General features: G+C 70.3%; 18 protein-coding genes and 5 tRNA genes. 16 read left to right on the top strand and 7 right to left on the bottom strand.

Annotated features, from left to right (window positions below):
* The coding region (locus D7X32_RS35215; RefSeq protein WP_244239355.1) for a right-handed parallel beta-helix repeat-containing protein at window positions 1-1,447 on the top strand (1,447 nt) is incomplete at its 5' end.
* Window positions 1,448-1,520: 73 nt separating this feature from the next.
* Here D7X32_RS35215 and D7X32_RS35210 read toward each other — a convergent pair.
* A tRNA-Cys gene (locus D7X32_RS35210) sits at window positions 1,521-1,592 on the bottom strand.
* Between the two features lie 133 nt (window positions 1,593-1,725).
* Here D7X32_RS35210 and D7X32_RS35205 point away from each other — a divergent pair.
* The 4 genes from D7X32_RS35205 to fdxA all read left to right on the top strand — a co-directional run bounded on the left by D7X32_RS35205 (window position 1,726) and on the right by fdxA (window position 4,935).
* Window positions 1,726-2,877, top strand: coding sequence for an acyl-CoA dehydrogenase family protein (locus D7X32_RS35205; protein WP_120606946.1), 1,152 nt, complete (start codon window positions 1,726-1,728; stop codon window positions 2,875-2,877).
* A gap of 102 nt (window positions 2,878-2,979) precedes the next feature.
* The gene (locus D7X32_RS35200) at window positions 2,980-3,330 is read left to right on the top strand and encodes a rhodanese-like domain-containing protein (protein WP_171448834.1); all 351 of its coding nucleotides are present in this window, start codon (window positions 2,980-2,982) and stop codon (window positions 3,328-3,330) included.
* A 69-nt stretch (window positions 3,331-3,399) separates the two neighbouring features.
* Entirely contained in the window at window positions 3,400-4,488 is a 1,089-nt protein-coding gene (gene asd, locus D7X32_RS35195) for an aspartate-semialdehyde dehydrogenase (protein ID WP_120606944.1), read from the top strand.
* Window positions 4,489-4,599: 111 nt separating this feature from the next.
* Window positions 4,600-4,935, top strand: a complete 336-nt coding sequence (gene fdxA / locus D7X32_RS35190; protein ID WP_120554791.1) for a ferredoxin FdxA — start codon at window positions 4,600-4,602, stop codon at window positions 4,933-4,935.
* A 113-nt stretch (window positions 4,936-5,048) separates the two neighbouring features.
* Here the strand turns inward: fdxA and D7X32_RS35185 are convergent, their stop codons facing one another.
* Window positions 5,049-5,873 (bottom strand): hypothetical protein, encoded by an 825-nt coding sequence (locus D7X32_RS35185; RefSeq protein ID WP_120606943.1) that lies wholly within the window; start codon window positions 5,871-5,873, stop codon window positions 5,049-5,051.
* A 149-nt stretch (window positions 5,874-6,022) separates the two neighbouring features.
* Window positions 6,023-7,072, bottom strand: coding sequence for a hypothetical protein (locus tag D7X32_RS35180; protein ID WP_120606942.1), 1,050 nt, complete (start codon window positions 7,070-7,072; stop codon window positions 6,023-6,025).
* Window positions 7,073-7,336: 264 nt separating this feature from the next.
* On the opposite strand from D7X32_RS35180, the gene D7X32_RS35175 reads away from it, so the two are divergent.
* A complete protein-coding gene (locus tag D7X32_RS35175) occupies window positions 7,337-7,816 on the top strand; it encodes a GNAT family N-acetyltransferase (protein WP_120606941.1) in 480 nt (159 codons plus the stop codon).
* 16 nt (window positions 7,817-7,832) lie between these two features.
* Here the strand turns inward: D7X32_RS35175 and hrpB are convergent, their stop codons facing one another.
* From hrpB to D7X32_RS35155, 4 genes are all read right to left on the bottom strand, one after another.
* Entirely contained in the window at window positions 7,833-10,397 is a 2,565-nt protein-coding gene (gene hrpB, locus D7X32_RS35170; protein ID WP_120606940.1) for an ATP-dependent helicase HrpB, read from the bottom strand.
* A gap of 45 nt (window positions 10,398-10,442) precedes the next feature.
* Window positions 10,443-11,543 carry a hypothetical protein gene (locus tag D7X32_RS35165; RefSeq protein ID WP_120606939.1) on the bottom strand — a complete coding sequence of 367 codons (1,101 nt, stop codon included), beginning with the start codon at window positions 11,541-11,543 and terminating at the stop codon, window positions 10,443-10,445.
* Between the two features lie 42 nt (window positions 11,544-11,585).
* Window positions 11,586-12,290 carry an HAD family hydrolase gene (locus D7X32_RS35160; protein WP_120606938.1) on the bottom strand — a complete coding sequence of 235 codons (705 nt, stop codon included), beginning with the start codon at window positions 12,288-12,290 and terminating at the stop codon, window positions 11,586-11,588.
* A gap of 77 nt (window positions 12,291-12,367) precedes the next feature.
* On the bottom strand, window positions 12,368-12,949 hold the full coding sequence (locus D7X32_RS35155; RefSeq protein ID WP_244239354.1) for a HEAT repeat domain-containing protein: 582 nt from the start codon (window positions 12,947-12,949) through the stop codon (window positions 12,368-12,370).
* 156 nt (window positions 12,950-13,105) lie between these two features.
* On the opposite strand from D7X32_RS35155, the gene D7X32_RS35150 reads away from it, so the two are divergent.
* The 10 genes from D7X32_RS35150 to D7X32_RS35105 form a co-directional block, all read left to right on the top strand.
* Window positions 13,106-13,498, top strand: a complete 393-nt coding sequence (locus D7X32_RS35150; RefSeq protein ID WP_120566049.1) for a DsrE family protein — start codon at window positions 13,106-13,108, stop codon at window positions 13,496-13,498.
* A gap of 220 nt (window positions 13,499-13,718) precedes the next feature.
* Entirely contained in the window at window positions 13,719-15,044 is a 1,326-nt protein-coding gene (gene cglB, locus D7X32_RS35145) for an adventurous gliding motility lipoprotein CglB (protein ID WP_120606936.1), read from the top strand.
* 78 nt (window positions 15,045-15,122) lie between these two features.
* Window positions 15,123-16,094 (top strand): ATP-grasp domain-containing protein, encoded by a 972-nt coding sequence (locus D7X32_RS35140; protein ID WP_120606935.1) that lies wholly within the window; start codon window positions 15,123-15,125, stop codon window positions 16,092-16,094.
* 65 nt (window positions 16,095-16,159) lie between these two features.
* Entirely contained in the window at window positions 16,160-16,606 is a 447-nt protein-coding gene (locus tag D7X32_RS35135; RefSeq protein ID WP_208752637.1) for a hypothetical protein, read from the top strand.
* A 5-nt stretch (window positions 16,607-16,611) separates the two neighbouring features.
* Window positions 16,612-17,415: a 23S rRNA (guanosine(2251)-2'-O)-methyltransferase RlmB gene (gene rlmB / locus D7X32_RS35130; RefSeq protein ID WP_120606933.1), complete on the top strand. Its 804-nt coding sequence runs from the start codon at window positions 16,612-16,614 to the stop codon at window positions 17,413-17,415.
* Window positions 17,416-17,541: 126 nt separating this feature from the next.
* Window positions 17,542-17,614: transfer RNA gene (locus tag D7X32_RS35125), tRNA-Thr, on the top strand.
* Between the two features lie 86 nt (window positions 17,615-17,700).
* Window positions 17,701-17,784, top strand: a tRNA-Tyr gene (locus tag D7X32_RS35120).
* Between the two features lie 9 nt (window positions 17,785-17,793).
* A tRNA-Gly gene (locus tag D7X32_RS35115) sits at window positions 17,794-17,869 on the top strand.
* Between the two features lie 21 nt (window positions 17,870-17,890).
* Window positions 17,891-17,966: transfer RNA gene (locus D7X32_RS35110), tRNA-Thr, on the top strand.
* A 16-nt stretch (window positions 17,967-17,982) separates the two neighbouring features.
* Window positions 17,983-18,107, top strand: a 125-nt coding sequence (locus D7X32_RS35105; protein ID WP_233601620.1) for a GTP-binding protein, incomplete at its 3' end; no start/stop codon positions are given.

Genomic DNA, 18,107 nt, shown 5'->3' with positions numbered 1-18,107 from the left:
GCCGGTGGAGAACACGCCCGCCGCGCAGATGCCGGCGCACGCGGACCATGCGCCCATCGCGGAGCCCGGTCCCCAGCCCGCCGTCAGCGCCACGGCCATGACGGAAGCCCCCGCCGCCACGCCCGCCCATGAGTGGGTGGTGTCGCCCAATGGCGACGACGGTGGGCAGGGCACGGAAGCCGCGCCGCTTCGCACCATCGCCATGGCGGTGGGCAAGGCCGGTCCCGGCGACCGCATCCGCGTGCTCGCGGGCACCTACGCGGAGCGAGTGGTGCTGGGCGAAAACGCCAAGGCCGGCACGCCCGAAGCGAAGATCACCCTCCAGGGCGAGGGCCGTCCCAAGCTCACCCCGGGCAGCGGCTCGGGCGCCGCGGTGCAGGTGCGCCGCGCGAACTGGGTCATCGACGGGTTCGACATCGACGTGCAGCAACAGCCCATCTTCGGCGTCACCTTCGAGGGCGACGTACAGGGCACGGTGCTGGCCAACTCGGAGCTGCACGGCGGCACCGGCGGCGCGGGCATCACCCTGTTCAACAACGCCCGCGGTCCCACCATCGAGAACAACAACATCCACGACTTCGTGCGCAACACCGGCAACAAGGACTCGCACGGCATCGTGATGCAGCCCGCGTCCTACGATTTGACGGTGCGCAACAACGACATCCACGACGTGTCCGGTGACTCCGTGCAGTGCCTGGGGCCCGAGGGCTTCAGCACCCTGCCGCCCGCCACGGGCCTGCTGGTGGAGAACAACCACCTGTTCGGCAACCGGGAGAACGCCGTGGACATCAAGACGTGCCACGACGTCGTCATCCGCAACAACCGGATGCACAAGTTCCAGGCGAACGACACGGCGAAGGGCGAGGCGCTCGTCATCCACTACTCCGCCAACAACGTGCTGGTGGAGGACAACGAGTTGTATGACGCCTCCAAGGGCATCTCCATCGGTGGCAACCATGAGGGCCCCGTGCCCCAGGCCGTCGTCGTGCGCCGCAACCGCGTGCACGACATCACCGACGCGGGCGGCGGCGAAGGCACCGGCATCCGCCTGGAGAACTCCAAGGGCACCGTGGTGGTGAACAACACCGTCACCCGCGCCAAGGCCGGCATCATCCTGGGCCACGGCACGGGCGGCCCCACGGAGTCGCTGCGCGTGGAGAACAACATCGTGGATGCCCCCGTCAGCGTGGACGTGGGCGGCCAGGCCCCTGGCCTCAAGATGGGCTCCAACCTCTACCCGCCCAGCACGCAGTTCATGAACAACAGCCAGCTGGTGGCCCTGGACGCCTTCAAGGCCGCCATCGGGGACACCACCTCCAACGGCGGTGACGTGACGGTGTCGGATGTCTTCGCCCCGTCGGCCTCCGCCCAGGACAAGGGCCAGGACGAAGGCCAGCCCTTCTGCGGCGCGGGCCCGGACATCGGCGCGGTGGAGATGGGCTGCTAGGCCCCCTGGGAAATCACCCCCGGAAAAAACAGAAGGCCCGATGCGGAGTTCCGCATCGGGCCTTTTGTCTGTGAGGCGCCACCCGGATTCGAACCGGGGAATGAAGGTTTTGCAGACCTTTGCCTTACCACTTGGCTATGGCGCCGGAAGCGATTGGGGCCGGGGTTATACGCAGCCCCGTAGGAGCCGGTCAAGGAAGCAACACCATCCAGTCCTGCTTCTCGTCCCGGTACCATGCGGCGCGGGGCGTCAGGCCCCGGCGAGCGAGGGAGCACACGATGCTGCAGGGCCATGGAGTCTTCCAGGAGGAGCACGAAGCCTTCCGCCGCACCGTCCGGGCGGTGGTGGACAAGGAGCTGCGCCCGTTCGCGGCTGACTGGGAGGCCCGGGAAGAGTTCCCGCGCGAGCTCTTCACCCGCTTCGGCGAGCTGGGCTTCCTGGGCCTGAAGTACCCGGAGGCCTACGGGGGCACGGCGGCCGGGGAGCTGTACGAGGCGGTGCTCCTGGAGGAGCTGGGCCGCTGCGGCTCCGGCGGTGTGGCCGCGGGGCTGGGCGGGCAGTTCACCATCGCCACCGGCCCCCTGCACCTGTTCGGCACGGAGGCCCAGAAGCAGCGCTGGCTGGCCCCCGCCATCCGGGGGGAGAAGATTGGCGCCCTGGGCATCACCGAACCGGACGCCGGCTCCGATGTGGCGGGGCTGCGGACCACCGCCCGCCGCGACGGCGACCACTACGTCGTCAACGGCTCCAAGACGTACATCACCAACGGGGTGCGGGCGGACTTCGTGGTGCTGGCGGTGAAGACCGACCCGTCGCGCGGCCACAAGGGCCTGTCCATGCTGGTGGTGGAGCGGGGCACGCCGGGCTTCGGCGTGGGGCGCAAGCTCCAGAAGGTGGGCTGGCGCGCGTCCGACACGGCGGAGCTCTTCTTCGAGGACTGCCGCGTGCCCGCGGAGAACCTGCTGGGCGTGGAGCACCAGGGCTTCTCGCAGATCATGGGCAACTTCCAGTGGGAGCGCCTGTCGCTCGCGCTGGGCGCGGTGGGCGCCATGGACGACATGCTGGAGACGGCGCTCGAACACGTGAAGCAGCGCCGCGCCTTCGGGCAGACGCTGGCCGGCTTCCAGGTCGTGCGTCACAAGCTGGCGGACCTGTACACGGCCCGCGAATGCGCGCGGCAGCTCACCTACCACGCGCTGCGCCTGCACGTGGCCGGCGAGTACGCCGTCGCGCAGACCTCCATGGCCAAGAAGGTCGCCACGGAGACCTGCTGCCGCGTGGCCGACGAGTGCCTCCAGCTCCACGGCGGCGCGGGCTACATGATGGAGTACGACATCCAGCGCCACTGGCGCGACGCGCGGCTGGGGCCCATCGGCGGCGGCACCAGTGAGGTGATGAACGAAATCATCGCCAAGCAGCTGGGACTCTAGGACCCGGAGACCTCCCGGAAGCAGGCGGGCAGACAGGCGGGAAGAGGGGGAAAAGCCCTCCGGTTCATGTTCGATGGAGCATGTCGCCTCGGGGAGGTCCCGGTGGAGCCCACCATCATTTGCGATGAGCTGTTCATGCGTCTGGGGGACGAGGATGTGCTCGTCCTGGATTGCCGCGACGCGATGGACTGGGAGCGTTTCGAGATCCACATCCCCGGCGCGCTGCGCATGACGGCCTCGGAGATTGCCCGGGACCTGGCGATGCTGCCGGACGACGAGCTCATCGTCCTGTGCGGCACCACCCAGGACTGCATGGACATCCGCCGCATCTGCCGCGTGTTGCGGCTGCGGGGGCGCAATGCCGTATGCCTCGCCGGCGGGCTCCATGCCTGGGTGACGGGGGGCTACCCCACGGAGCGCCACGCGCGCGCTTCCTCCCACGCCCACCGTTGAGCGGCGGATGCAGCGCGTCGTGAAACGGTGTAAGGAGCGCCCTGCCGCCCCCACCGGAGACTCCCCACGATGGCCAAGCTTCGCGCCGTACTCATTGGCGCCACCGGACTCGCGGGTCAGCAGTTCATCGCTGCCCTGAAGGACCACCCGTTCATCGAGCTCACCGGGCTCGCCGCCTCGCCCCGCTCCGCCGGAAAAACGTACGCGGACGCCCTGCGCGCCTCCAACGGCATGCTGGCCTGGTTCGTCCCGGAGCCGCTCCCGGAGGCCATCGCCCGCATGACCGTGGTCAGCGGCGACGCCGTCCAGGCGAAGGACTACGACATCGCCTTCTCCGCCGTGGAGGCGGACGTCGCGCGGGAGCTGGAGCCGCGTCTGGCCCGGGACATCCCCGTGTTCTCCGCCGCCAGCGCCTACCGCTACGACGCGGACGTGCCCCTGCTCATCCCCCCCGTGAACGCCGCCCACGCCCCGCTCATCAACGAGCAGCGCCGGCAGCGCGGGTGGAAGGGCTTCATCGTCCCCATCCCCAACTGCACCACCACGGGCCTGGCCGTGACGCTGGCCCCCCTGGCCGAGCGCTTCGGCGTGAAGGCCGTGCTGATGACCAGCCTCCAGGCCATGTCCGGCGCGGGGCGCTCGCCCGGCGTCATCGGCCTGGACATCCTCGACAACGTCGTGCCCTACATCCCCAAGGAGGAGCACAAGGTCGAGGTGGAGACGAAGAAGATCCTCGGGGCGCTCAACCCCGCGGGCGCGGCGCTCACCCCGCACGACGTGCGCGTCTCCTGCACCTGCACCCGGGTCGCCGTCCTGGAGGGCCACACCGAGTCCGTCTTCGTGTCGCTCGGCAAGAAGGCCACCGTGGCGGAGGTCGCGCAGGCGATGCGTGAATGGCAGGGCGCCCAGGTGGCGAAGGACCTGCCGTCCGCTCCGCCCCGGTGGATCGAAGTGCTGGACGACCCGTTCCGCCCCCAGCCCCGCATGGACCGGGACACCCACGGCGGCATGGCCACCACGGTGGGCCGCATCCGCGAGGACGGGGTGCTGGAGAACGGCTTCAAGTACGTGCTCGTCTCCCACAACACGAAGATGGGAGCCGCAAAGGGCGCCATCCTTGTCGCGGAGTTGCTGAAGGCTCAGGGCTTGCTGGGCTGACCGGGGAACGAGGCCGGGGCGGGCCCTAGATTCTGGGTGCCAACTCCGGCCGCAACCATCTACTGTGCGCGGCCACGGACGCGCGGAATACCGCACAGAGGAGAAATCTACATGGCCTACGTCGTCGCCGAGCCTTGCATCAAGTGCAAGTACACCGACTGTGTCGAGGTGTGCCCGGTCAACTGCTTCTACGAGGGTGCGAACTTCCTCGTGATCCACCCGGACGAGTGCATCGACTGCGGCGCTTGCGAGCCCGTCTGCCCGACCAAGGCGATCTTCCCCGAGACCGAGCTGCCCTCGGAGTGGTCGGAGTACAAGAAGCTCAACACGGACTTCTCCAGCAAGTGGCCCAACATCGCGGAGAAGAAGGCCGCCCTGCCCGAGGCCGAGGAGTACAAGGACAAGAAGGGCAAGCGCGCGGAGCTGAACACCGCGCCCGGGAAGTAGTCGCGGGCGGAATCGCCCAAGCGCGCCCGTCGTGGAGAAGGCCCTCGCGCCCCCTGGCGTGAGGGCTTTCGTCGTTCCTGACGCCGGGTGGGGGCAGGGCATCGGCGGAAGGCTCACCCTGCCTGGAGGACGCTGAGCCGCAGACCCCGGGCCTCCAGCGCGTCGCGCAGCCGCGCCACGTCCTCGGTGGGAACGGGCCCGTGGCGGCCCTGGATGCGCAGCGCCACCTCTCGGGGTCCCGTTCGCTCCACCTCCACGGTGGCCTCCAGCGGCCCGCGCAGGCTCAGCCCCAGCGCCGGCCGCTGTGACTTCACGAAGACCTCGATCTTCTCGATGAGCGCCAGGGTGGACTCGACCTGCGCGACTGGCGGGCTGGCGGGACCGGCACTCTCCGTGGAGCCGCTCGCCGCGCGAGCACCCTCGGACGGGGTGATGCGCGACGGGCCCTCCGTGGAACGGTCGTCACGCGTGGGTGGGAGAAGGGGCGATGGCGCCGGTCGCGGCTCGGCGCGGAACGAGCGTTCCACCTCGCGGGCCAGCAGCTCCGACACCCGGTGGGAGGCCTGCGTCCCGCCCTCCACGAGCGCCTCCTGGCGCACCGTCCCCAGCCGCTGCGCCTCCACGTGCATGCCCTGCCGGACCTGGCGGAGCGTCTCCGGACTGCCCAGCGCGCTGCGCGTCGTCGAGAGGATGGCCCCTGACGCACGGACGCCAGGAAGCGCCGGTGGGTTCCGCGTCGCGGGCCCTGCTGCCTGTCCCCCGGCACGGAGGAGCCCGGGCTTCGGAGCGGCTCCGGGCGTCACTGGTTCGAGGCGGGCCCCGGGACGCGGCGGGGTGTTGGGCCGTGCGGAGGTCCGCTGGAGGACCTGCTTGAACGCGTCCTGCTCCGAGGGGACCTTCTCGTTTCCGGAAGGAGCGTCCTGACCTTCGACCTTCATGGCATGCCTCGCGCGAAAGGGATGCGCGGGCATGAGCAGCGGCCGTGCCAGTCAGGCGGAGCGCGCTCCCCGGGAGGAGGGCGCGAAGGAGGCGGCACGGCGGGGGTGCCGCCCCCGGGATGGGCGTGCGGGACGCGGGACGGCGGGCTTCAGCGCTTGCCGCCGAAGCCGCCCGGCTGCACGGGCGCGGTGCCCGTCAGGTCGTTGAACGCGAGCGGGCAGGCCGCCACGGCGTTGGGGTCCGCGAGCGCGGGGTTCTGGGCCCAGTCCCGGTCCTGGAACAGGTACGCGTCGCGCACCTCCAGTTCCTTGAGCTGCTTGCGGTACTCCCAGAAGCGGCCGCGCAGGAGCACGCGCGAGCCCTTCGGCAGCGCCGTCAGCGCCGTGTACTGGTCCTCCTTCAGCCGCGCCGTGATGTTCACCGCGGGCCGCACCTTGGGCTTGCCGTAGTTCAGCCCCGACAGCAGGCCGTCGTTGCCCGGATCCGGCAGGTAGTAGACGAGCCGGGCCACCAGCGCGGGCGGCTCCGGCGGAGGGCCCTTCTTGGTGCGCTTCTTGGGCTTCTCCAGCTTCGCGTCGACGAACTCCAGCGCCGTGAACGCCACCTCCTTGTCGAGGTAGTCGTCGCGGAACTTCGCGTCCGCCACGCTGGCCGCCATGGCGTTGGCCTTGAGGACCTCCACGTCGTAGCGCTCCAGGATCGCGGGCAGCGTGAAGAAGAAGCTGTCCACGGGCTTCACGCCATCCGCGATGAAGCGCAGCTTGCTCAGGTCGAGCGGCGGGTAGTACGGCGCGAGCGCCACCGCCGTCTGCATCCACTCCGGCGGCAGCTTCTTGTCGATGAGCACCCGGCGCATCATCGACACCAGGTACATGCTGGCCGGGAAGCGCGGCGTGGACAGCTGCGTGTTCAGCACCTGGATCAACACGGGGTCCAGGTAGAAGTTCTCGTCGCGCTTGTGCAGGTACGGCGCGGACTCGCCCACGATGGTGAGCAGCGCGCCCACGAGCTGGGCGCAGTTCGCGTCGCTGGTCCCCTGGAACAGCGCCTGGTTGACGCGGGAGCGGAGGAACCGCTTGTCCATGTCCGCTTCGCGGAACACAGGCGGCTCTCCTGTTCCGAAAAAGAACTCCTTCTGGGCGAGCGCGGGCGTCGACAGCAGGCCCAAGGACAGGGCGAAGAGGGCACGGGTACGCATCGCCTCGAACCCTACCATGCCCTCCCCGGGGTGATCCTCCCCCGAGCGGCCTCGCCCCCGCGCCCGGAGGGGCTGCCGGCACCAGCCGACGTGAGAGGGCAATCGCAACCGGATGACCCGATGCGGCGGGGCTTTCGCGACAGTCCCTTCTGGAGCCAGGGGGCAGGGGACGGGCCGACCGCGCGGGAGGCGCGCCGGGACGGGATGAGGGTGGTTTTTTCCGCCTGTTGGCGGCGCGGCCTTTTGTGTACCTTGCCCGGAGCCATGCCGACGCCTCCCGATACCTCCCCGGCACCCGTCACCGTCGCCCACATCAAGGACGAGGCGGAGCTCATGCAGGCCCTCGCCATCCGCGAGGTGGTGTTCATCGAGGAACAGCACGTTCCCGAGGGCATCGAGCGCGACGCCGAGGACGCCCTCGCCTACCACGTGCTCGCCTATCAGGGCGGCCACGCCATCGGCACCGGCCGTCTGGTGAAGCTGCCGGAGCCGCCCGCGGGGCAGAGCGGAACGTGGGGCCAGATTGGCCGCATGGCCGTGCTCCAGTCGCACCGCAAGGCCCGCGTGGGCTCGCTGCTCCTCACGACGCTGGAGGAGGAGGCGCGCCGCCGCAACGTGAGCGGCATCATGCTGCACGCCCAGCTCTACGCGCTCGAGTTCTACAAGAAGCACGGCTACCAGCCCGTCGGCGCCGTCTTCGACGAAGCCGGCATCGACCACCTGGAGATGCACAAGCGGCTGTAGTGCCGGCCCGCCGCCTTCAGCGCCTCGGAGGACGGGGCGCGGGCGGCTCGGCGTGGCGCGGATCCTCGGGCCACGAGTGCCGGGGGTACTTGCGGCACAGCTCCTTGCGGATCGCCGGGTAGTGACGCTCCCAGAAGCCCGCCAGGTCGGTGGTCACCTGCACGGCGCGCATGTTGGGGGCCAGCAGGTGCAGCACCAGCGGCACGCGGCCCGCGCCCACGCTGGGCCCCTGCGCCAACCCGAAGAAGTCCTGCAGCCGTGACTCCACCCAGGGGGGCTTGTTGGGCTCGTAGTGCACCTTCACGCCGCGCCCGCCGGGCAGGGTGACGCGCTCGGGGGCGTGGTTCGCCAGCAGGCGCTGCTGCTCGGAGGTGAGGCGCGCGTAGAGCGCATCCAGCAGCGACACGCCCTCCAGGTCGGAGAAGCTGCGCGCGCCCACGCACAGGGACGCCAGCGCGTCGCGCATGAAGCCCGCGTCCACGGTGGGAAAGCCCACCTCGGGGAATGCCTTGCCCAGCAGCTCCACGCGCGTGCGCCACTGCTCCAGCGCCTCGGGCTCCGCGAAGCGCTCCGGGCCCGCGGCCAGGGCCGCCTCGGCCAGCACGCGCGCGGCCTCCTCGGACGGGGGCGCGGGCGTGCGCGTCTCCTCCAGCATGAGGTTACCGTAGGCCAGCCGGGTGAGGCGCTCCACGCGGCGCGAGTCCGGATTCCACTGGAGGGTGTCCACCTCCTCCAGCGCGTCCGGGTAGAGGTCCAGCAGCCACTCGGCCTCCACGGTGCTGGCGAGCCGCACGACGGCGCCGCGGCCGGGGCGCTCCTCGGCGTCCACGGCGACCATCAGCTCCGCGTCCTGGACGACGCTGAACTCGGACAGGCTGGTGGTGCCGCCGCCGAACATGAGCAGCTCGGGGGAGCGGGGCCGGCGCCTGCGGGCCACGCGGTCCGGGTAGCCCGCGAGCACGCTGAGCATCAGGGCCTGCTCCACGTCCTCGGGGCGGCCAGGCCGCGAGCCCTGCTCCCGCACCGTGCGGCGCAGCTGCTTCTGCACGCGCTCCACGGACTGCACCGCGCCCGCGTCCAGGGACAGCGACTGCATGCGGCCGGACGCGAAGCCCGAACGGCCGGCCTCGCGGAAGCGCTCCAGGAGCTCCAGCAGGTCGGACGGGCCACTGACGAGCGCGGACGCACGGCCACCGCCGCCCAGGTTGGCGCGAGCCTCGCGGCGGATGTCCCGCTCACCCATGAGGGCCGCGAGCACGGCGGCATCCGCGCCCACGCCCCGGCGTTCGCCCTCGACGATGACGCGGGCCTGTCGCGGGTGGACGGGGAAGCGCAAGAGCCGCTGGCCCACGTCCGTCACCTGGCCCTTCGAGTCCACCGCGCCCAGCCGGCGCAGCAGCGTCTCCGCGGCTTCCAGGGCGGGGGCGGGGGGCGGCTCGAAGAACGGGAACGCCGTCAGGTCCTTCACGCCGGACGCGCGCAGGGAGAGCACCGTCTCGGCCAGGTCGGTGCGGCGGATCTCCGGGGCCTCCTGATCAGGCCGCCCGTCGAAGTCGTGCTGGGTGTAGAGGCGCACGCAGTGACCGGCACGGGTGCGGCCCGCGCGGCCGGCGCGCTGGACGGCGGAGGCACGGCTCACCTTGCCCAGCTTGAGCTGCGGCAATCCGGACCAGGGCGAGTGGGACGCCACGCGAGCGAGCCCGCTGTCGATGACGACCGCGACGCCGTCGATGGTGACGGACGTCTCCGCGACGTTGGTGGACAGGATGATCTTCCGGCGAGAGCTGCGGCGAACGGCGCGGTCCTGCTCGGCCGGAGAGAGGTCTCCGTGGAGCGGGAGCACGTCGGCGTCGTGGCGCTCGGCGAACTCCGCGCAGGTGTCGCGTGCGCGGCGGATCTCCCCGGCACCGGGAAGGAACACGAGCACGTCGCCGTCGACGCCCTGGGTGAACAGCCGCTTGAGCGCGGAGAGCACCTGCTGATCCAGGTGCCGCTCATCCGGGGCGGCAAGGTATTCGACGCTGACGTCGAAGCGGCGGCCCTCGGAGCGCAGGGAGGGAGCACCGCCCAGGTATGCGCGGACGGGCTCGGCCTCCAGGGTCGCGGACATCACCACGAGCTTGAGGTCGGGACGGGCCGTCTCCTGCAGCCGCCGCAGGAGCGCGAGCGAGATGTCCGCGGACAGGTGCCGTTCGTGGAACTCGTCGAGCACGACGATGCCCACGTCGCGCAACGTGGAGTCGGTGAGCAGGCGGCGGCCGAGCACGCCCTCGGTGACGAAGGACATGCGCGTCTTGGGCCCGCGGACGTCCTCGAAGCGGACCTGGTAGCCAACGGTCTCGCCCACGCGCTCGCCAATCTCCTCGGACACGCGCTGCGCGGCGAGCCGGGTGGGCAGTCGCCGGGGCTGCAGGACGACGATCTCCTTGCCCGCGCCCAGCCCTGCTTCCAGCAGCGCGCGGGGAACGCGGGTCGTCTTGCCCGCGCCCGGAGGCGCCTCCAGCACGAGTGACCGGGAACCCCGCAGCGTGGAGACGATGTCGGGCAGGAGGGGATCGATGGGAAGGGCGACGTCCGCCATGTCCGGGTTCCTCTTCACGGCGGGAGACTCACCGCGCGTCGGGTCTCAAGGCGTGCCAGCCTCGGACGGGTCGGTCTTCTTGCGTCGCTTGGGGCGCACGGCCTCCGGGGCACCGGAAGCCGAGGCGTCAGAAGGAACGTCCGCCTGCGGGGCCTCGACAGCCGGAGCCGCGTTCTTCGGAGGCCGGCCCCGCCGAGCGGGACGCGCCGCGACGGGAGTCTCCACCGCGACGGGTTCCGGAGCAGCGGGGACCTCCTCGGATCCACTGTCCGAAGCCGCCACGCCATCCGCCTCCTGCTCCAAGGACTCCTGGGCCTCCGCGTCGTCGGGATCCGCCTCCATCGAGTCATCCCCGGAAGCCTCCGCACCCTCGAACGCATCGTCGTGGCTGGAGTCGCCCTCTTCACCGAAGAGGTCCGAAGCACCTTCCTCGGCGGAGAGCGCGAGCGACTTGCCCGCACGCTTCCGGGGCTTGAGGGTGAGGCCCGCGGCCTCGAAGACCCCGGGCACGGGAACGAGGGCGGCCTCCGCCAGCAGCCGTCCCTGCCGCAGCGCCACGTCCAGGCGCCGTCCCAGTGACACCAGCGCCTCGCGCAGGGCGGCCTCCTGCTCAGGGGGCAGAGGGGTGGGGGACAGGCTCGCGGTCCACGCGGCGAACGTCGCGGCGACCTGATCCACGACGGGGCGGACCATGGCGAAGTCATCGCGGGAGAAGATGCGGGTGACGTAGGCGCTCTTGAACCGCCGCTCGTACGAAGTGGCGTACTCGTTGACCAGCTCCACGGGAGCCCGGCGCAGCTGCGGGAACTTGAGGTGCGGGAAGAGGGCCTCGATGACGGGGGCGCGGCTGCTGGCGGTGAAGGTGATGCCGGCGTGCAGCTTCTCCAGCGCATCCACCCAGCGGCCCTGCTGATCGAACGAGAACTCCTCGCGGGCCTCGTCGAGCTCGGGCAGGTCCTTCACCTGTTCCAGCAGGCCACCCGCCGGTTCGCGTGCCTCGCGCAGGCGCTCCAGCGCGGAGGCCAGCCACTGCTTCTCGGCCTCCAGCCCCGGCCTGCCGATGACCATCTCCTCCGCCGTGGCGAGTCGGGCCTCGAAGGCCTCGGCGAAGCGGATCAGCTCATAGGATTCGAGCGTGGACGACATGGGTGGACGACTCCTCGGAGGGGCGGCGGAGATACCACACCTTCACCGTCCGACGAGCAGGGCCTCCATGGCGCCGGAGGCGGAGAAATCCGCGAAGGCCCACTCGGCGCCAGCGTCGAGCAGCGCCTGGGGCGTGAAGCTGCCCGTGCCCACGCCAATCGTCTCCGCGCCAATGCCCTTGGCGGCCGCGACGTCCTTGGGCGTGTCGCCGATGATCACCACCCGGCACGCCTCCAGGGGGTGGCCCAGCTGCGCCGCACCCGCCTGCGCACCGTGCCGAATGAGGGCCACGCGGTCCTCGAAGTCGCAACCGAAGCCGCCGAAGGCGAACTGGTCGTGGATGTTCACCCGGTCCAGCTTCACCTTGGCGCCCGCGCGCACGTTGCCGGTGCCCAGTCCCACCGCGAAGCCCGACCGCGAGCGCGCCTCCAACACGGCCTCGCGCATGCCCGGATGCAGGCGGTACTCGCGAGCATCGACCTTGGGGACTTCCAGGCCCAGCTGGGCGATGTACGCGTCGATGACCGCGCTGATGGCGTCCTCGGTGTCGGGCTGGCCGATGATGCCCAGGCCCTTGCGGACGATGGCCCGGTCCGTCATGCCGGACATGCTGAAGCCGTCGCACGCGTCACGGCGCCGGTGGAGCTGCTCGAAGGCGAGGCCCATGGCGCGTCGCCCGGCACCGCCGGTGGTGACGAGGGTTCCATCGATGTCGAAAAGGAGGACGGTGGGGCGCATGGCCCCCATCTAACGGAAGCTCCGGCCCGACGCGAGCCCCGAGCAGCCCACCAGGGCGGCCGTCCCCGCCAGGCCCGGCGTCCGGCTCAGGGCTCCGCCAGCGTGAGCCCCTGCTGGAGTGCTTCACGCACCTGGGGGACATCCTCCAGGGGGAGCCGCTCCTCCAGCACCTCGCGCACCTGCTGGCCCCCCAGCCGGCCGAGCGCCTGGGCCACGGCCTCACGGATCCGCAGGTCGCGGTCCTCCAGCCGGGCCCGCAGTGTCTTCACGGCCTCGAACCCCAGGCGCTGCCCCAGCGCGGCGGCGGCCTGCGAGCGGACGTCCGAAGGCCGCTGCGGATCCTCCAGCATCGCTTGGAGCGTCTGACCCGCCTCGGGCGCTTCCACCCGCCCCAGCGCCGTGACGGCGCGCATCCGCTGCGCATCCGGGACGCTCGAGTCCTCCGCCAGCGCCGCGAGCACGGGCACGACGTCGGGTCCCAGCCTGCGCCACGCCGCCTCTGGTGCCACGGTCGGCTGCGCGAGCAGCCCCAGTGCCTCCGCGCGCAGCGGTCCGGGAGTGACGGCGGCCGGAGTGACGGCGGCAGCGGATGGGACCGTCGCATGGGCTGGCGCCGCTTCGGACACGGGACCCGCGCCCGCGAGCACGGCGAGACCGGCCAGCGCCACCCACCGTGAGGAGGCGGAACGGGACGGAACCGGCGAGGGACGAACACCGCGGGGGCGGGACGGCTGGCTCGGCATGCGGGGCTCCCGGTGGGGAAGGGGAGCCCTGTTATACGACGGCTGCCCGTCCGGACTCGATACCGGTAAGGTCGGGTCACCATGGCCGGACGCGTCTTCTTCTTCCTCCAGCACGCCACGTACGAGCCCGCCTATCAGGCGGCCTCCATGGGCATCACCGCCGCCGCGATGGGCGACGACGTCTATTTCGTCTTCGCCTTCGAGGCCCTGCGCCAGCTGGTCCGCGGCGGCTTCGGCCTGGCGCACAGCGAGCGCGAGCGCACCGAGGCGGCCCGGGCCGAAGGGCTCAATGTCCCCACACCGGCCCGCATGCTGGAGGAGGCCCGCGCCCTGGGCGCGAAGCTCGTGGCCTGCGACACCACGGTGCGTATCTGTGGCCTGTCGCCCCAGGAACTGCACGGCACGCTGGATGACGTCATGGGCCTGGCCTCCATCTGGCGGCTGACCGACGGCGCGCGCGTCCTCACGCTCTGAGCGAACGCCCGGGCCGGAAGCGTCCTCCCCTGGGAAGGAGGTGCATGTCCGACAAGAGAAACGCGCTGGCACCCGGGGATCGCCTGACGTTGCAACTTGGCAGCACTACCTGAATGGAACCTGCCTGCTGCGCGTCGCTGTAGCCTCGGTGGGCGTCCACGCGTTACGCTGGGGCATTCGCAGTCCGTTGTTCCCCCCTGGAAGGAAATCCTCAAAGCCTATGCGCGCCAAGTCGACCCCCCTGAGCGCACTGCTGGCCGGCATCTTCGGTGTTGCCGTGATTGCCAGCTGTCAGACCTATGACTTCGAGCCGGTGGATCCGCTCGCGATCGCCCAGACGACGAAGGAGACGGTGATCACCGCTCGCAGGAGCAAGCCGGACGTGATGCTCCTCGTGGACATCTCCGGCTCGATGACGAAGCCGGTCAACGAGAACCTGATCGTCAACGGCACCCGCGCGTGTGAGCTCAAGACTGACGCCGGCGTCGCCTACACCTGTGGTGAAGAGGCCCCCTGCGACACGGCGAAGTGCCCCACGCGCTGGTCGGAGCTCCAGGGCGCCATGGGGCCGTTCCTCGCGGAGAGCGGCAAGCTGGTCCGTTTCGGCCTGACGACCTATCCGGAGCCCCCCCCCGTGACGGATCCGCCGCGGTCGCCGACCGTGCCCGAACTGTGCGCGCCTTCCACTGGCGCGACTGGCAGTTTTAGCGTCCGCGCTGAGATTCCGGTCTCTCTGGATTCGGACGCGGATCTCCAGAACTACGCGAGCCTGGTCAATGACAAGCTCCAGGGCATCCCCAACGGCGGCGACGGTCGGCCCCGGGGTGGTACGCCGACGAGCTCGAGCCTGCAGTTCGTGGGTACGAAGCTGAGGTCCAATGCCGAGGATCGCGATCAGATTATCATCCTGCTGACCGACGGTCTGCCCAACTGCAACGACAACAACGAGTTCAACGGCAGCAGTGCCGACTGCCGCTGCACGCTCGAATCACTGAGCCAGTGCACGACGCCGCAGAGCCCGTACTTCAAGCGGGGCTGCCTCGACAAGAACGCCTCTGTCACGGCGGTGTCGGCGCTGAAGGCGAACAAGATCTCCACCATCGTCATCGGCTTCGGCGCGGAGACGTCGGCGGGTGATGGCCCCAGCGTCCTCAACGAGATGGCGCGCGCGGGCGGCTTCGCGCGTGCCTGCAAGGCCAGCATCGACTGCGGCACGGGTGACACCTGTGACGTCGCCACCGGTCTCTGCGGTCGGTCCTTCTATCAGGCGGGCAATCGCGAGGAACTGGCGAGCGCGCTGAAGAGCATCAGCGAGGCGATCCTGCCGGGCGAGCCGTGCTTCACCCCGCTCGAGCCGAGCCAGCTGCCTTCCGACGAAAAGCTCATCGTCGTCTACATCGACGGCGAGCGCACGCTCGCGGGCCCCGACACCTGGTCGCTGGAAGCGGGCGGCGTGCGGTTCACGGGCAGCGCCTGCACCAAGCTGGAGGCGTCGCGTCCGGAAGACCCCGTCACTGTCGAAGTGCGCGCCATCCGCCAGCTCTAGGCAGCAGGCAGGCGGAGGCGGCTTTACGCGGGCGGAGGCGGGGATTATAGGGTCCTCGCCTCGCCGGCCGCCTCCGCCATGAAAATCACCGTCCTCTCGCGCTCCGCTTCCATCTCGTCCACGCGGCGGATCGTCGAAGCAGGCCGCGCGAGGGGGCACCGGGTCCGCGTGCTCAACCCGCTCCGGGTGCAGATGCATCTGGACGGGGGCAGCCAGGCGATTCTCTACGACCGCAAGAAGCTCACGCCCACCGACGTCGTCATCCCGCGCATCGCCCTGTCCATCAGCACCTACGGGCTCGCGGTGGTGAACCAGTTCGGTCTGGCGCGCGTGCCCCTGGTGAACCACGCCCAGGCCATCGCGCAGTCGCGCAACAAGATGCGCGCGCTCCAGCTCCTGTCCGCCCACGGCATCGACATTCCGGCCACGGTGATGGCCCGGGACGCCGCCCACCTCAAGGAGATGGTCGGGCTCGTGGGCGGAGTGCCCGTGCTGGTGAAGCTCCTCCAGGGCCAGGAGAAGCACGGCGTGATGGTCTGCGAGAGCCTCCAGTCGCTGGAGGCCGCGCTCGAGGCGGTACTCGGCCTGGGGCACAACCTCGTCATGCAGGAGTACGTGCGGAGCACCGGCCAGGACGTGCGCGTCCTCGTGGTGGGCGGAGAAGCCATCGCCGGCGTGCTGCGCAAGCCACGCCCCGGTCGCCTCTCCCACACGCTGAACCGGGGCGCCCGCCTGGAGGCCCTGGCGCTGTCCCCCAGCCAGCGCGCCACGGCGGAGAAGGTCGCCCGGCTCGTGGGCCTGGAGGTGGCCGCGGTGGACATCCTGGACGTCCAGGGACATCCCAAGGTCTTCGAGGTGAACAGCTCGCCCGCGCTCCTGGAGATGGAGGCCGCGACGGGAATGGACCTGGCCACGCCCATCATCCTGCGCGCGGAGGCCCTCGTCGCCGGCGCCGCCCCCGTCTGGAGCGCGGCCCTGGAGACGCCCCAGGCCCTGCCCCCGCCGCCGGGGCGCAAGGGCGTCGTGAAGGTGAACGCGCCGCGGAGTTAGAAGAGAAAGCGCTCCCCGCGCGTCCGAAGCCCCGGTATACGAACGCCGCCTTCCTGGAGACACCCATGCCCAGCCCCCGCCGCCTCCCGACCCTGGCCCCCCTGCTGCTGACGCTCGTCAGCGCGCCGGTACTGGCCCAGGACGTGGACCCCGCCACCCTCTATGAAGTCACCACCGAGGGGACGTCCACGCAGGTGAAGGCCGGAGGGCAGGGCACGTTCGTGCTCGCCATCAAGTCGAAGGCCGGTGCCCACGTCTCCGACGAGGCCCCGCTGAAGCTGGAGCTGACGGGCAAGCAGCTGACGCCCTCCCAGAAGACGCTGACCCGCGAACAGTCGGTGGCGAAGAAGGCGGCCGGCCAGCAGTTCGTGGATCCGCGCTTCGAGGTCCCCTTCACCGCGGTGTCCGCCGGCAAGGGCACGCTGGACGCGACGCTGACCTTCTTCATCTGCACCGAGAAGATCTGCGCCCGTCAGAAGAAGAGCTTCTCGCTGCCCGTGGAGGTCCAGTAGCCCCCATGCGAGAGCGTTCCCCCAACAAGTCTTCCGGTGGCGAACGCGGCGGCCACGAAGCCCCGCGCTACGTCCATGGCGTCAACCCCGTGCTGGAGGCCCTGCGCGCCCACCCCGACGCGGTGGAGCGCCTCTTCCTCGTCGACGGGCAGGTGGGCGCCAAGGCCGCGGGCGAGCTGCTCAGCCGCGCGCGCGACGCGGGCGTCCGGGTGGAGAAGGTCGGCCGGGAGCGGCTGAACTCGATGGCGGAGGGCGGCGTGCACCAGGGCGTCGTCGCCGAACTGCGCGGCTTCCAGTACGTCGAACTGGAGGACGTGCTCGACGCGGCGAAGGCCAAGGGACAGCCCGCGCTCGTCGTCGTGCTCGACGGCATCCAGGATCCGCACAACCTGGGCGCCATCATCCGCTCGGCCCATGCGCTCGGGGCCCACGGCGTCGTGCTGGCCAAGGACCGGGCAGTGCAGGTGACGGGCACGGTGGCCAAGGCCTCGGCGGGCGCCGTCGAGTACTGCCCCATCGCGCGCGTCACCAACATCTCCCGCGCCCTGGAGCAACTGAAGGAAGCGGGCCTCTGGGTCGCGGCCGCGGACGTGGAGGGCGCCGAGCCCCTGTGGAGCGCCCGGCTGGACGGGCCCCTGGCGCTGGTGGTGGGGGCCGAGGGAGCGGGCGTGAGGGAAGGCGTCCTCAAGCACTGCGACTTCCGCCTCCGGATTCCCATGGGCGGTCAGGTTGGTTCATTGAATGCCTCGGTTTCCGCCGCGATTCTGCTATACGAGGTCGCCCGTCAGCGGGGCCGTCCTTCCCGCTGAAAACCCCGGATCAATCTCCTTGACTTGGAGAGTGGGGGCTTCTAAAAGGTCGCGCCTCTCAAGTCGCTGCCGGGTGGTTGACGGTCCGCCCGGGATGAGGTAGGGCGGGGCAGTTGCTGGATGGATGCCGGTGTAGCTCAGTCGGTAGAGCAACTGATTTGTAATCAGTAGGTCGCGGGTTCAAATCCCGCCGCCGGCCAGGTAGGACGGGCCGCGGACAAGGGCCTGGGACGCAGAAGCAAGATGCGGTAGGGAAGCAGCACGCAGCACCACAAGCGAATATCTGGAGAGATGCCCGAGCGGCCAAAGGGAGCAGACTGTAAATCTGCCGGCTCTACGCCTACGGTGGTTCGAATCCACCTCTCTCCACTCGGCAATGCGGGAATAGCTCAGTTGGTAGAGCGTCAGCCTTCCAAGCTGAATGTCGTGGGTTCGAATCCCATTTCCCGCTCCAACCGTTGTAGTGCATCGCCAAGCCCTGATAGCTCAGTTGGCAGAGCGCGTCCTTGGTAAGGACGAGGTCACCAGTTCAATCCTGGTTCAGGGCTCCATTTTTCGAGGAGTGTCATGTCCAAGGAAAAGTTCGATCGCAGCCTGCCCCACGTGAACATCGGAACGATTGGGCACGTGGACCACGGCAAGACGTCGCTGACGGCGGCCATCACGAAGGTGCTGGCGAAGTCGGGCGGCGC

The organism is Corallococcus carmarthensis, assembly GCF_003611695.1.
Lineage (GTDB): Bacteria > Myxococcota > Myxococcia > Myxococcales > Myxococcaceae > Corallococcus > Corallococcus carmarthensis.
This window is presented reverse-complemented; position numbering and strand designations above follow the sequence as displayed.

Excerpts from the sequence above, each read along its gene's own strand:
- D7X32_RS35140 (WP_120606935.1), top strand. The coding sequence starts at position 15,123 with ATGAAAATCACCGTCCTCTCGCGCTCCGCTTCCATCTCGTCCACGCGG.
- cglB (WP_120606936.1), top strand. The coding sequence starts at position 13,719 with ATGCGCGCCAAGTCGACCCCCCTGAGCGCACTGCTGGCCGGCATCTTC.
- rlmB (WP_120606933.1), top strand. The coding sequence starts at position 16,612 with ATGCGAGAGCGTTCCCCCAACAAGTCTTCCGGTGGCGAACGCGGCGGC.
- D7X32_RS35185 (WP_120606943.1), bottom strand. The coding sequence starts at position 5,873 with ATGAAGGTCGAAGGTCAGGACGCTCCTTCCGGAAACGAGAAGGTCCCC.
- hrpB (WP_120606940.1), bottom strand. The coding sequence starts at position 10,397 with ATGGCGGACGTCGCCCTTCCCATCGATCCCCTCCTGCCCGACATCGTC.
- D7X32_RS35175 (WP_120606941.1), top strand. The coding sequence starts at position 7,337 with ATGCCGACGCCTCCCGATACCTCCCCGGCACCCGTCACCGTCGCCCAC.
- D7X32_RS35150 (WP_120566049.1), top strand. The coding sequence starts at position 13,106 with ATGGCCGGACGCGTCTTCTTCTTCCTCCAGCACGCCACGTACGAGCCC.
- fdxA (WP_120554791.1), top strand. The coding sequence starts at position 4,600 with ATGGCCTACGTCGTCGCCGAGCCTTGCATCAAGTGCAAGTACACCGAC.
- D7X32_RS35205 (WP_120606946.1), top strand. The coding sequence starts at position 1,726 with ATGCTGCAGGGCCATGGAGTCTTCCAGGAGGAGCACGAAGCCTTCCGC.
- D7X32_RS35135 (WP_208752637.1), top strand. The coding sequence starts at position 16,160 with ATGCCCAGCCCCCGCCGCCTCCCGACCCTGGCCCCCCTGCTGCTGACG.
- asd (WP_120606944.1), top strand. The coding sequence starts at position 3,400 with ATGGCCAAGCTTCGCGCCGTACTCATTGGCGCCACCGGACTCGCGGGT.
- D7X32_RS35180 (WP_120606942.1), bottom strand. The coding sequence starts at position 7,072 with ATGCGTACCCGTGCCCTCTTCGCCCTGTCCTTGGGCCTGCTGTCGACG.
- D7X32_RS35160 (WP_120606938.1), bottom strand. The coding sequence starts at position 12,290 with ATGGGGGCCATGCGCCCCACCGTCCTCCTTTTCGACATCGATGGAACC.
- D7X32_RS35165 (WP_120606939.1), bottom strand. The coding sequence starts at position 11,543 with ATGTCGTCCACGCTCGAATCCTATGAGCTGATCCGCTTCGCCGAGGCC.